Here is a 13,253-nt window from a genome sequence, read left to right as displayed (position 1 = left end):
ACTGAGTTGGTCAGTTCGACGAAGCTACGGGCGTCCGGGCGGTTCGACAACCCCGGGTAGGCGGCGACGAGCGGGCCGCTCGGCGTCCTTAGTCCTGAGCGCGGGCTAGAGGCCGAGTCGCCGATCAGGCGATCCGTGCGTTTCCGCTATGGACGGGTTCAGAGCTGCCGCGACCGAGCATCGAGCTCCGTCGGCGGTCTCTAGCGAGACTCAATCTGTTCGCCCGTTCACATAATCAGTGCCAGGCCAAGTTGGGCCGCACTGGGGAATGTCTGCTTTCCGCATCAGCGCCAAGGTCTGCAGTTGGCGCGTCGCCGACATCAGCGCGAATAGGCGAGGACACCTGACCATAAGCCGACGAAGCCCCTCCGGTGGGGCAAGAATGACGAACCCTCTTGGGAGGACTCATCAATGCGACCGCCCGACGGGAAGATGGCTCTTGTCATGATACCCCATCGGCATCCATGCCGCTACGAGCACTCGGAGTGCAAGGTCTGCCTTGTTCACCATGCAGGAGTCCTGGATACATCGCGACGGGCGCGGGCTCGGCTCAGATCAGTGCGAAGGCGACCCCGCTTGCGGCGGTCAGGGCAACGACTATCCATGGTGTGCACTTCCACACCGTCAACAGAACGAAGCCGGCCAGCGCCACGAGGAAGTCGATCGGACTCAGGATCGCGCTGGTTCCTACAGGGGTATAGAGGGCGAAAGCGAGAATGCCGACGACCGCCGCGTTCGCACCGCGCATCGCCGCCTGGGCCGCCGGTCGGGCGCGCAGCAGGCTCCAGAACGGCAGCACGCCTGTCACCAGCAGCAATCCCGGCGCGAAGATCGCCACGAGACAAAGGGCGGCCCCAGCGAGTCCATTCGGAGAAGGCTCCATCACGGCGCCCAGATAGGCGGCGAAGGTGAAAAGCGGCCCCGGGACGGCTTGGGCTGCGCCATAGCCCGCAAGAAAGCCATTGGAATCGATCCAGCCGGGCTGCACCACGCCTTCTTCGAGCAGGGGCAGAACGACGTGACCGCCTCCGAAAACGAAGGCGCCGGCTCGATAGAAGACGTCCAGCAAGGCGACGCCGTGGAACCCTGTCGCCATGGAGGCGAGCGGTAGGCCCGCCAGAAGCAGAAGGAACAGGACCAGGGCCCCTGCGCCGGCGCGCCGTGAAATCGGGAAGCTTGCAGTCGCCCCTGGCGCGGCGGTCGTCGTGCGGCAAAGGCGCAGCCCCGCCAGACCGCCGAGGACGATAGCGACGATCTGGCCTGTCGCTCCGCCGAGCAACATCAGGATTACAACAGCGGCTAGGCCGATGACTGCTCTTTGCCAATCAGGGGTCAGGGTGCGGGCCATCCCCCAGACCGCCTGAGCGACCACAGCCACGGCCACCAGCTTCAGTCCATGAAGCAGGCCCATTCCAACTGGCCCGTGGAGCGAGGCTGCGCCCATGGCGAACAAGACCAGAAGCGCGGCGGACGGCAGCGTGAAGGCGCACCATGCCGCAACGCCACCCAATGGGCCGGCGCGCCACAAGCCCAAGGCGTAGCCCACTTGGCTGGAGGCCGGCCCTGGCAGGAATTGGCACATGGCGACCAGGTCGGCGTATCCGGCTTCATCGATCCAACGGCGTCGAGCGACCAACTCGTTCCGGAAATAGCCGAGGTGCGCGACGGGGCCGCCGAACGACGTGAGGCCGAGTTTGAGGAAGACCGCGAAGACCTCTGCCGGCGAGCCGGTCAGGGGCGCGCTCAGGCGTCTGTGGGCTGCTTTGGATTCGCCGCTGATTTCCGTGGCCATTCTCCAGCAATCCAGTCTGATGCTACGCAGACCTGATCGCGATCGCTGACAGGTCATTGGCCGCATCGATCGGCACGCCCGACGCCTTTCGCTCGGAATAGCGATCCACCAACTGACCTGCGTGCCACCGCGTCAAGACGGTGAAGCGCACCAGTTCCTCCATCACATCGACGATGCGATCGTAGTAGCTGGACGGCTTCATGCGGCCGTCGTCGTCGAACTCCAGGAAGGCCTTGGCGACGCTGGACTGGTTGGGGATGGTGATCATCCGCATCCAGCGGCCGAGCAGGCGCAGGGTGTTGACCGCGTTGAAACTCTGCGAGCCGCCGGAGACCTGCATGACGGCAAGGGTGCGGCCCTGAGTCGGGCGCATACCGCCCATGCTCAGCGGCAGGTGATCGATCTGAAGCTTCATGATCCCCGAAATCTGGCCGTGGCGTTCGGGGCTGCTCCAGACCATGCCCTCCGACCACAGGGCATGCTCGCGCAGTTCGTGGACGGCGGGATGATCGTCGTAGTCGACCTGATCGGTCAGCGGCAGGTCGGACGGATCGAAGATGCGCGTTTCGCAGCCCATGAAGCGCAGCAGGCGAGCGGCCTCCTCGACGCATAGCCGGGAATAGGAGCGGTCGCGCAGTGAGCCGTAGAGCAGCAGGATGCGGGGCGGATGATCGTGCGGGCCGAGGCCGAGCGCGGGGCGGCTGGACAGATAAGCTGGGTCGAGCGCGGGCAGGTGGTCGGGATCAGGCAGGTCGCGAAGGCGGGTCATCGGGCGCGCAGTTCCTTGAACATGAAGGCCGCCGAGGCCGGGCACAGGCCGCTGAACTGCCGGGAGGCGGCGACTGAGGGCGGCGCGGCTGACCGAAGGGCGACCGAATAGCCGTGTCGCTGGAAGAAGGCGGCGGCCGAGGTCGTGAGCAGATAGAGACCGTCGGCCCCTTGTCCGGCGGCTTCGGCTTCGAGCCAGCACAGGATCGCCCCGCCGTGACCGCCGCCGCGACGGCTGTCAGGGACGACGATGGAGCGGATCAAGACGTCGGGCCCGACCTGCTCCAGCCCGCCGTAGCCGATCAGTCCGGCATCGTCCCCGAAGCGGTAGAAGCGCCGACCGGGCTCGTGGAGATCGTCCGTCGGCAGCCCGGCGGCCTCCAGCGCGGCGATGAGGTCGGGAGTGGGCTCGGGCAACTCCACGGCGTTGAAGGCCATCAGCAGGCGCCCTTCTTCGGGGCGGTCGCGGGGAAGCAGCGGCGGCCCAGCCACAGGGCGACCGACACCAGCAGGATCAGCACAGGGACCTCGACCAGCGGACCGATGACGGCGGCGAAGGCTACCGGCGAGGCCAATCCGAACGCCGCGATGGCGACGGCGATCGCCAGTTCGAAGTTGTTGGAGGCAGCGGTGAAGGCCAGGGCCGTGGTGCGCGGATAGTCCGCCTCGATCAGCCGTCCCATCAGGAAGCTGACCACGAACATGACCAGGAAGTAGATCGTCAGCGGAATGGCGATGCGCAGGGCGTCCAGCGGCAGGGCGACGACCTCGCCGCCCTTCAGGCTGAACATGGCGACGATGGTGAACAGCAGGGCGATCAGGGTGATCGGCGCGATGCGCGGCAGGAAGCGCGCCTCGTACCAGTCGTTCCCCTTGCGCGTGACCAGCGCGCGCCGGGTCAGGAAACCGCCGAGAAAGGGCAGGCCCAGATAGACCAGGACGGCGCTTGCGATGGTCCAGACGCTGACGTCAACCACGCTGCCCTCCAGCCCGAACAGGGGCGGCAGTACGGTCAGGAACAGCCAGGCGTAGAGGCTGAAGAAGGCGATCTGGAAGATCGAATTGAAGGCGACCAGGCCCGCCACATATTGGTTGTCGCCGCGCGCCAACTGGTTCCAGACCAGCACCATGGCGATGCAGCGGGCTAGTCCGATCAGGATGACGCCGGTCATGTGTTCCGGCTGGTCGCGCAGGAAGATCACCGCCAGCGCGAACATCAGCACCGGCCCCAACACCCAGTTCTGGAACAGGGACAGAAGCAGCACGCGCTTGTCGGCGAAGACGCGGGGAAGTTCCTCGTACGTCACCCGCGCTAGCGGCGGATACATCATCAGGATCAGGCCGATGGCTATGGGGATGTTGGTCGTCCCGACCGACAGGCCGTCGATCCAGGCGGGAAGCCCGGGCGCGACTGTGCCCAGCAGCACGCCCAGCGCCATTGCGGCGAAAATCCACAATGTCAGCCAGCGATCGAGGAAGGACAGGTGGCGCCTTGGTTGTTCAGCAATCACGGCATTGACCATCAGCGGACCCTCCGGCCCCCGGCGTCGATGACGACTTCGCCGTCCTCCTTGGTGAAGGGCTTGAGTCCTTCTGAAGGCAGAAGGTCGAGGACCGCTTCGGACGGGCGACATAGCTTCACGCCTAGCGGCGCGACCACGATCGGACGGTTCAGCAGAATCGGGTGTGCTTCGATGGCGTCCAGAATCTGGTCATCGGTCAAATCAGGGTCTCCGAGGACCAGTTCGGTGAAGGGGGTGCCCTTCTCGCGCAGAAGGCCGCGCAGGGGGACGCCCATCCGTTCGACCAGCGCCTGGATCATGGCGCGGTTGGGCGGCGTCTTCAGATACTCGATGACTTGCGGCTCGATCCCGACGTGTCGGATCAGGGCCAGGGCGTTGCGCGACGTGCCGCAGGCAGGGTTGTGATAGATGACGACGTCCATGGTGTCCTCATGCGCGGCAGAGCGAGAGTTCGGCCAGTAGCGGCTCGCACAGTTCGGCGCGGCCCTGGCAGCAGTCCTTCAGCAGGAACAGGACCAGCGCCTGGAGGCGATCCAGGTCCGCCCGGTAGATGATCGACCGGCTGTGGCGCTCCGAATTGACCAGGCCGGCGCGGGACAGAACCCCGAGGTGCGCCGACATGGTGTTGGCGGGCACCGCCAGGGCATCCGCGATCTCGCCGGCGGGTAGGCCTTCGGGTTCGTGCCGCACCAGCAGACGGAAGGCCTCAAGGCGTGTCGGTTGGGCTAGGGCGGCAAGAGCGAGGATGGCGGCTTCGGATTCCATGATTCCAAAATAATGGAATTAATGGTGTCGTCAACCAAGCCGGGAACGCTAAGCAAGGATGGAATGTCAGCTGTCCGTCGAGAAGCCAATGACTGCTCCTGGCGCAGAGCGCCCTCCGAGTTCGTCCGTTCCCGCTGCCTTCGCGGAAACGCGCATGCGATGCCTCCCGCGAAGGGCGCGACGGTCAGCGGCTCAGGTTGAGGCACCACGAATCTTCAACACCATTCGCTGTGGCATCGGCGCATATATGAACATTTCAGCTAAGCGCTTCCACTTCCCCTGTAGATGCTCAACATCTTCGTCCAGCAATGCGTCCTTGGCGCGCTCTTTTGTTCGAAGCGGATCATCCAGGTGAAATAGTTCGATGGTCTTAGCGCCCTTCTGGGATCCATTTACCGGGTGGACGAGGACTGAAATCCTGTAACCCGTAAATGCCAAATGATCGCTCGGCTCATCTAGGTAGGGGTGTACGATGTTGAACTTTATCTGTCTGTAAAAGGAGGATTTCGTAACTACGGTATCAAACTCGCCTTTCCGATCAGAATTGCAGTCGTAGCAGGCCAGGACCAAATTCCTGCAATGAAACGTCCATTCGGGGTGTAACGTTACCCCCTTTGGCGCAATATGGTCTCTATGGGGCTTTGATCCATGAAATCTAGTACCGCAATATGCGCATCTGTTGTTCTGTGATTTTTTTAGATGCTTTGAAATCTCTGCCTTAAACTTTTTGGCCCCGTGCCCTCCAGTCGCCCACGCAGCTGCCTGGTCCGCTGGGGTTAGCTTCCTCAACTTCCTTGAGACAGCAAATGATACCGCCGCCGGCTTGAGCTTCCTCATTGAATTCGCTGCCGATATTTTCTTATTTCCGAAACAACTTTTCCCAGAGGTTCGCTATCGCTGAATATCAACCTTTCGGTCTTTCCGAGAAACGCGTCAATCAACCCTATGTCGCGTGTGTTGTTCTGAATTTCCGTGAGAATGTTGACGACCTCTCTGTTGAAGGCAAAGCTGGATGCAGACGGGACGTCCAAGACATCATACAGCACAGCCTCGGAGCCCCAGGCTTCATAAGCAGCCGAGCGGGTCTCGTACACAAGCCGTTGGCCTTCTTTCTTCACCAGCAAAATGGAGCCCTGACCTTCGCCTAGACCTGAGACAAAGTGGGGGGAATGCGTAGCTATCAAGACATGACAGCCTGGGGCGTCTGTCAAAGATTCGCGGATCAAATCAACGTACCTCTGCTGCCAGGACACGTTTAAACTTACCTCAGGTTCGTCAATAAGGATGAAGGACTGAGGAACTGCGTGCGCTATTAGCTTTGCCCCGACGGAAAACAGGTTTTGCTCACCTGAGCTCAGTTGGTCGAATCCCATCCATCGGTCTTGATATATGTAAAGCGATGGCCGGATGCCTAATCGCGCAGCCTCGCTGTATCGTACTCCATCATAGATTCTCGTAAGCTCGGCCAGCGGCTTGGAGCCCTCCAGGCTGACCAATGCTACTTCGCGACCAGCGGCGTCTGACACCGTTTCGGCATTCGGGTGGTCCAGCATGAGCCTGAAGAGCGACTGCGCACGATCCGCGAGCGCCGCTAGGCCGCCCGGGATATCGTCGAACAGTGGAGGTCTGAATGGTCGTCCCGCCCCGGCAAGCCTGCGCTCTAGCCGCATGCGCCCATCGTCTGCTGAGGCATAAGATTTCATCTGAGCTAAGGTAATCCGCGGGAACGCTATGCCGATTTCGGCTCCAGGAAAAAATATGTGGAGCCATCGTCGCAATCGGGCCAGCTTTGAGCTGTCACCCACGGTTGAGATAACAGCTTCGCCCACACTTTGGTCGAGCGCGCCGGTCGTCGTGAGATTGGTTCCTTGCCGAACCCCTAGGTAGCTGTAGAATTCGTCTGCTTCATCATTGCGAAAATATGGGAACCGATCTCGCACGAGGTTGGACAGCGCGAGCATTTTCGCAGGACCTCCGTCCGTGCCGGGGCCCACCGAGCGAAGCGTCGCGCAGGAGAACGTCGAGCCGGATCGCTTCCTACTCGAGGGCCCCTCGTAGGTGCCCAAGAAGTGATCGATACAGGCTGCCAGCAAGCGGCTTTTGCTGGTCCCGTTACCGCCCATCAGGAGTGTAATGTGCGTCGCCTTGAGATCGTCGTCCGCAACGAAAGTGATGGGAACGTTGGTTTGGTCGTCAGCTTGCAGCGTGCATTCCAACAGTCGGAATGCCGGCTTCCCGTCAGTGGCCTGCCTACTCATTTCTTGGTCATGCTTCGGGAGTTGAGAATCTGACAGAGAACAGCGTGGGCTTCGCTCCCCAGTCGCCCACGGCCAGCTTGGCAGCGGGATCTTGGACCAGTTGCACTCTCGCCTTCTCGCTTTCGCAGCGGGCCACCAGGCACAGCCAGTAGTTCGGTCCGTGAGCGCTGGCCGCCCGCATCTCATTGGCGGTCAGCTCGATGCCCGTGAACGCGGCCGCGATAGTGCCTTTGACCTCAATCCGCTGCAGGTCGCCCCGAGCGTCGCGGTAGTCGATGTCCCAGCCTGGCGCTTCGCCGATGCCCGCGCGATGCACGCAGTCGGAGCAGCCGGCGATCTGCTCTTTGATGTACTTCAGCGCCGCCTGTTCGGCCCAATCGCCGATTGCCTTCGCCCGACGGCTGCGACCGTGGCCGCTCTTCGGCACCTGGTGTTTAGCTAGCTCGGGCGGCAGGACAAGATCGTCCGCCGCAACGACCTTCGCCTGGTCGGCCTTTGGCGTGGGAGTCGCGGTCGAGACGCTTCCTCCACCCTCCGCCATGATCTGCGCGTAGACCTGCGGGTCGAGCGCCCGCACGCCGTCGCGCCACATGTTTGAGGGAATGTCTTCGCGGTTCTGCCCGTTCACTTTGGCCGCCACCGGCGCGAGAAAGCGCACGTAGTCTACGACGGCGCAATACCAGGCATTCTTGCGCGCGGGATCCGGCCAGATCTTCCCGATGCGCCCCGAGCCCACATATTCGGCCGGCCCACGCTTGCCGCCCATTCGGTGCACGCCGCGGTAGTAGACGAACGGCTCGCCCGTTTGGACCTTGCCACGATACTTTGCTGGGTAGTGGTAGTGTACCCCCTCGACGTCGTCCCACTGATGATCGGGATTGGCGACCACCTCATTGTGTACGAGCACCAGCGGCATGCGCGCCTTTCGCGGCGCCTTGCGCCGATTGCGGCGCTTGAGCGCCCTCCCCAACCGTGACCGTATCACAACCTTCGCCTGCGTCCACGGAGAGCTTAGATGCCGCGCCACGTCTTCGCTCGTCAGGCGCTCTATGAGCGCGTCAGGTCCGAGCCGATGCGGACCATCGCCGCCGAACTCGGCGTCTCCGGCGTGGGCCTGGCCAAAGCCTGCCGCGCCGCGGGCGTGCCGACGCCTCCGCGGGGTTATTGGGCCGAGAAGCGGCACGGCAAACCTGTCCCCGCTCGGCCACCCCCGCCTGCATAAGGCCGTGCCCCCGCATGGGCTTGTGCACGTACATGGTATTCACGCACGGCGCGTCGAAGCCGGTCAGCCACATGTCGCCGACGATGACGAGCTTCAGAGGGTCTGCCGGATCGCGCGTCCGCTTGGCCAGCAGGTCCCGACGCCGCTTGTTGCCGATGTGCTTCAGCCATGAGAGCGGGTCGGACGCTGCTCCTGTTATGACGATCTTGATCGCGCCCTCGGCATCGTCGTCGGCATGCCAGTCCGGGCGCAGAGCGACGACCGCCTCATCATGCTCGACGCAGATGCGGCGGCTCATGAAGACGACCATGACCTCGCCGTCCAGGGCTTCAGGACGTGCTTCGAGATGCTGGACAAGGTCTGGCGACGCCAACCAAATGTCTACTTCCCGGAAGCCAGCCAAAGACCGCTTCTGGCGTACCTGTGACATGCCGCGCCATAAGCCGATGCAGACTCAATGTTCGCTCGAAGGCGTTTCCGAATTTGAGTCGGCTACGTGAGAGCGCTGACGGGATCAGGGTTGGCCCGTCGCATCGATGTTGCAGTCTGCCTGTCCAGGTTTTCGCTTTCTGGTTTCTCTAGGAGGCACCTCAATCCGAAGGGGTAGAACCGTTACCGAAGCGACTGTGGGTCGGGTCAGGAGGTCCGGGATCCGCGCGTTCATTCGGGTGATCAGACCTTCGAAGGTTTCGATCGTTCCGTCGGTCATCTCCCACGATTTTTGGGTCCCGAGATTGACCACGAGATAGATGCCGTGTCGGACCCGGCGGGAGATCAGATACTGGTCGACGAGCTGGGTCTCAAGATGATCGACCAACTGGTCGCCACGCCAGCTTCCACCGGCGAGCTTCAGCTCGACAATTACGATCTCCCCCGCCTGGGACCGCCCCTCGATCCGCAGGTCCGTCCGCTTCTCGCCGGAGGTCACCGTTTCCTGGGTCACGCTGAACCAACCCTGAGACCGGCTTTGAAGCGCATCGGCGAAGAAGGCCCTGACGTCGCGCTCGATCACATCGCGCAGAAGGCCGCGCCGGTCGAACTCCGAGCTCGCTAAGTCGATCACGATCGCTTCGATCTGGCGCTCGATCAGGCGGCGGAACTCCTCGGCGTTCGCGGGACGCTTCAGGAAGGTCGCCATAAATTCGGCGGTGCTCGACGCTGACCAGGGACGCGGCGTCGCCGCCACGAGCGCCTGTTCCCTCAACATCCGTGCGATCCAAGATGGATAGGCGGCAAACACCGGATGCTGACCAAGGTCTAACAGGGTCTGGTGCGCTTCGGTGCTGGGCTGTTCGGCGATCAGACCGGGGATGCGACCCCGCATCCTCTCGGCGGTGTGCCTGCGCGTGATGTCCCCGCTCTCGTCATCATCCAGTTCGGGTGGCAACAATTCGAGATAGCGCACCGCGGCGGTGGCCAGGACGTCGGGCGGGGCGTTCTTGAAAGGCGCGCCCTCGCCCATGTAGCCGAGAATCTCGCGAATCAGTCCGTCGCTTCGCGGGCAATAGGCCCGATCGTGGGCGTGAAGAGCCTCCCAGGCTGCACGCGGCTCGAGATCGAGCCAGGCTGCCAGCCATGCGGCGGCGGGCTCAGCATGTCCTTCCGCTATATGAGAGCGGAAGCGGCGGGCGGCGAGGCTAACGAGCTCTGGACGCGTCTGGTCGTCCGAGCGGGTGATCGTGGTCGCCGGAAGGATCACTGCTAGGTCGGGCTCACCCGCCCGCAGGCCGTCCAGGACCTCTCTCGCCATCCGGCGCTGTAGCGCCGCCGATTGGCGTGAGACCAGAGACAGCGCGGCCGCATAACGAAGCTCGCCGCCTTTCCAGGACAGCTCCATCGCGACGGAAGGAGCCATGAGAGCCTGGAAGACCTCGGGATGCCGATCGGCGAGCGCGGCGCCCCAGTCCGGGAAGCTGTTGCTGTTGACCGCTGCCTGGAGGGCGCGACGGGCTTCGGCAGGAGAGAGGGCGAGGAGCGCTGCCGGATCGTCCGTGGCGATCTGCACCCAGCCTGTGATGGCGACATGGCTGCGCGCCGAGCGGCGCCGGAAGTCGGGGGTGTCGTCGAAGGTCCGGGCGAAGGCCTTGATGCCCGAGGCCAGGTCCTCGGCCGCGCGGGCGCCGTATCGCTTGGCGGCCTCAGCGAGGGGTTCATCGGGAAAGCTTGGGCCGAAGGCTGCTTTCCAGATGAGACCGATCTGTTCGCCCGATCGGACCTGGCGGCGACGCCAGAGCAGTTCGATCGCGATCTTCCATTCCGACACTGCTGTGGAGGGGCGCCGTCCCTTGCGCTTCCACCGCCGGCGCTTCCAGGCGCGCTCCATCGACCACTGCAGATTTCTGACGGGACGATTGCGGGCCTTGTCGAACTCCCCGGCCGCTTCGAGATCGCCGCGCGCGTTCGCAAGCCGTTTGAAACGTTTGACCTGACGCGCCCGGTCTTGGCCCCTCAGGACGTGAAGGCGGTATCGGATGGCGTCGATGAGCGCCTTTCGCTGCCTCTCATCCGGGCCATTGGCGAAGGCCTCCGCCATCCAGTCGAGATCCTCCGGCGCGACCTCACCGTCGGACAATAGCCCGTTGGTCGCGAGCCGATCGAGCACCGCGCCCGGTTCATCGGCGCGACGACCCGAGGGTATGGCGGCCGCCGTAGAGAAGACGGCCTGGCGAAGCGCCGCTGCGCCCTGAACCGCGACAAGCAGAGCGTCGGGCTCGTCTTCGTCGTCGCTGTCGCTTCGAAGCGGGCCGAAGGGCACTGATCGAGTGGCGAACAACCTGTCTATCTGATCGACCAGCAGGGCCGATCCATGCAGGTCCGGCCGCTCGTTGATCACGCGGGCGACAACGGCCTGCAGAACGGGGAGGAGATAGTATCCGGCGTCCGTCCATCGTGGCGCGTCGTAGTCGCCGAAGGTGCGCGGCCTATCGGCCCAGCACATGCGGCTGAGCCAGCGCAGAAGGAAGGGCAGGCGCTCCCTCGGACAGGGAAGCGCCAACGCCTCGACCAGGCCATAGTCGCGGGAAGAGGAATACTGCCGGTGCCGCGGTTCGATCCGCATCAGGACGCCGAGCGCCTGGGACAGGCTCATGGCGTCGGGCCGACACGTTCCAACGCCATAAAGGCGCAGTCGGTTGTTCGCGTGACGTTGATGGCCGTCCTTGGAAACAGGCGGGCGGAAACGGCGCACTGCCCGCGCCGCCTGCGCCAGCTCTACGGGGCGGCCGATCGAGGCGAGGGTGGTCAGGGCGCGCGTCCGTAGGTCCACCTCGGCCGAGGTGTCCTCCACGATGCGCAGGGCTTCGGGCGCGCAACCGTGGAATCGGCCGAGCTCGGCGAGGTCGAGCATGAGGCGGCGCGGGTCGTCGCCGGGGGCGGAAGCCATCAGCTCGCGAACGACGACCTCGAGCGAAGGGTCGAGGAAGCGCTTCAGAAGGGCGTAGTCGAACCATTCACTGAGCGAGATTCCGCCCGCGTAGCGCGCGGCATTACCCCGAAGCGCCTGTTCGCGGACGTTCAGTGGATGGCTGGCGGGATCTCCGGTGTCGAGCAAATGCTGGGGGGCGTGGAGCACGAGGTGGTGGCGGAAAGCCGGGTTCAGGCTCGCCAGCCACCCCAGGGTCTGAACGAACGGCGTGGGCGTGGTCACCTGGTCGAACGCCTTTGGGGTCAGGACCTCCACAATGCTTTCGAGCGCCATGCCGGCGTGGTGGAGGGCGTCGAAGGCTTCGGCCGCCAGCCGCTCCATGGTGCGACGGTGATGGAAGCGGACCGTTCCTTCCCAGGCCGCCGTGAAGAGGCCGCACGCGAGGAGCTGGTCGATTTCCGGACGGGACCAGGCCTCGCCCGCACCTTCCAGGGCGGCGATCGCATCGATGCCCTGACCGCGGCTTCCCGGGAGCCGCACCGTTAGCTGCTGTCCGAGGACGCAGGCCGCGGCGATCCGACGGGCCCCTTCGCGGGTTCGCGCAAAGGGGAGATGGTTGCGTGGCCGCTCCGCGCCGATCTCGTTGATGCGCCGTGCGATGGCGCGATCCGTCATGGTGGTCAGGCTGCTGAAGACGGCCTCGCCCGGACGACCGGCGTCGATCTCCTCTGCATAGGCCTCCACGAAATCCAGCAGGTCCAGAGGCGTGCTGGCGAAGTCGGCGCTGCCCGAGCTGTAGAGTGCGTCAAGAAAGCCCTCCGGCGCCTCAGCCCAGGCGGCGAGGGTCTGGCGTTGGTCCGCGTCGAGCGGGGCGAGGGTGACGAACCGCGTCAGAGGGGCCTCGCCGTCGCCGGTGGTCACGCCTCGGGTCCGGAAGGTCTCGGCCAGCCGGTTCACTTCGGCGAGTTCCATCTCCGGGGTCCAGGCCGACGGGCGGGAGGAGATGACGAAGCGCGCCCGGCGCGTCAGTCCTGTCAGGGCCTGTTCGACACGCTGGATCGCCACGCTCAACGGGTTGCCGATCAGATCCCGGGGAAGCTTGGCTTCATCGACCGAGTCGAGGAAGAAGACGCCCTCGCGCGGCGACCGGCACCAGCGTTCGAATCGCAGGTAGTCGTCGGCGGACTCGAACGCTGTCTTGAATTCCTGACCGCACAAGCGCTCGATCCGGAGAAAGAAGCCTTCTCGGTCGCCTCGAAGTCGCTGCGCCTGGTCCATCAGTTCGATGGTCTTGCCGGCGCCAGCTTCGTTCAGCACGACGGCGATCCGAGATGCGAGCAACCAGTCCCAGTTATCCACCTTGCCCGTCCGCCGACGCAAGGCGCGCAGGAGCTCGTGGCTCTCTTCACCATCGGGCGAGGCCTCGATGAAGCTGCGATGCAGGTCGGGTCTGGGTGCGGTGGTCATGGGCAGTCCTGGGTCGCGAGGCCTGATTCTCACCTCTTTTCGAGTTTCGGTTGTTGTAGGGGCGAACGCCCACCGGTGGTATGAAAACTGAGCC

The 13,253-nt window shown here is 64.1% G+C and carries 11 protein-coding genes; all 11 read right to left on the bottom strand.

The genetic code is table 11. The features are described 5' to 3' along the window. Positions 1-550 precede the first annotated feature (550 nt). A complete protein-coding gene (chrA, locus tag RSD66_RS11720) occupies positions 551-1,792 on the bottom strand; it encodes a chromate efflux transporter (protein ID WP_003163811.1) in 1,242 nt (413 codons plus the stop codon). A gap of 22 nt (positions 1,793-1,814) precedes the next feature. Continuing rightward, complete coding sequence (gene arsH / locus RSD66_RS11715; RefSeq protein WP_003163810.1) at positions 1,815-2,561, bottom strand: arsenical resistance protein ArsH; 747 nt, start codon at positions 2,559-2,561, stop codon at positions 1,815-1,817. Next, entirely contained in the window at positions 2,558-2,998 is a 441-nt protein-coding gene (gene arsN2 / locus RSD66_RS11710; protein WP_003163809.1) for an arsenic resistance N-acetyltransferase ArsN2, read from the bottom strand. The genes arsH and arsN2 overlap by 4 nt, the downstream gene beginning before the upstream one ends. Next, positions 2,998-4,083: an ACR3 family arsenite efflux transporter gene (arsB, locus tag RSD66_RS11705; RefSeq protein ID WP_003163808.1), complete on the bottom strand. Its 1,086-nt coding sequence runs from the start codon at positions 4,081-4,083 to the stop codon at positions 2,998-3,000. Before arsB ends, arsN2 begins: the two co-directional genes overlap by 1 nt. Further along, positions 4,083-4,505, bottom strand: coding sequence for an arsenate reductase (glutaredoxin) (arsC, locus tag RSD66_RS11700; RefSeq protein ID WP_003163807.1), 423 nt, complete (start codon positions 4,503-4,505; stop codon positions 4,083-4,085). Before arsC ends, arsB begins: the two co-directional genes overlap by 1 nt. Before the next feature lie 7 nt (positions 4,506-4,512). After that, on the bottom strand, positions 4,513-4,848 hold the full coding sequence (locus RSD66_RS11695) for an ArsR/SmtB family transcription factor (protein ID WP_003163806.1): 336 nt from the start codon (positions 4,846-4,848) through the stop codon (positions 4,513-4,515). A gap of 192 nt (positions 4,849-5,040) precedes the next feature. Further along, complete coding sequence (locus tag RSD66_RS11690) at positions 5,041-5,685, bottom strand: retron system putative HNH endonuclease (protein WP_415287921.1); 645 nt, start codon at positions 5,683-5,685, stop codon at positions 5,041-5,043. Next, positions 5,682-7,064 carry an AAA family ATPase gene (locus tag RSD66_RS11685; protein WP_415287919.1) on the bottom strand — a complete coding sequence of 461 codons (1,383 nt, stop codon included), beginning with the start codon at positions 7,062-7,064 and terminating at the stop codon, positions 5,682-5,684. Before RSD66_RS11685 ends, RSD66_RS11690 begins: the two co-directional genes overlap by 4 nt. A gap of 49 nt (positions 7,065-7,113) precedes the next feature. Next, positions 7,114-8,022, bottom strand: a complete 909-nt coding sequence (locus tag RSD66_RS11680) for a DUF3883 domain-containing protein (RefSeq protein WP_415287917.1) — start codon at positions 8,020-8,022, stop codon at positions 7,114-7,116. Positions 8,023-8,164: 142 nt separating this feature from the next. Further along, the gene (locus tag RSD66_RS11675) at positions 8,165-8,701 is read right to left on the bottom strand and encodes a UvrB domain 3-containing protein (protein ID WP_415287915.1); all 537 of its coding nucleotides are present in this window, start codon (positions 8,699-8,701) and stop codon (positions 8,165-8,167) included. A 141-nt stretch (positions 8,702-8,842) separates the two neighbouring features. Continuing rightward, entirely contained in the window at positions 8,843-13,159 is a 4,317-nt protein-coding gene (locus RSD66_RS11670; RefSeq protein WP_415287913.1) for a hypothetical protein, read from the bottom strand. Positions 13,160-13,253: the final 94 nt, after the last annotated feature.

It is taken from the genome of Brevundimonas sp. S1H14 (assembly GCF_047716865.1).
In the GTDB taxonomy this organism is placed as follows: Bacteria; Pseudomonadota; Alphaproteobacteria; order Caulobacterales; family Caulobacteraceae; genus Brevundimonas; species Brevundimonas naejangsanensis.
The sequence above is the reverse complement of the archived record's forward strand: the minus strand, read 5'-3'. Positions and strand labels throughout refer to the sequence as shown.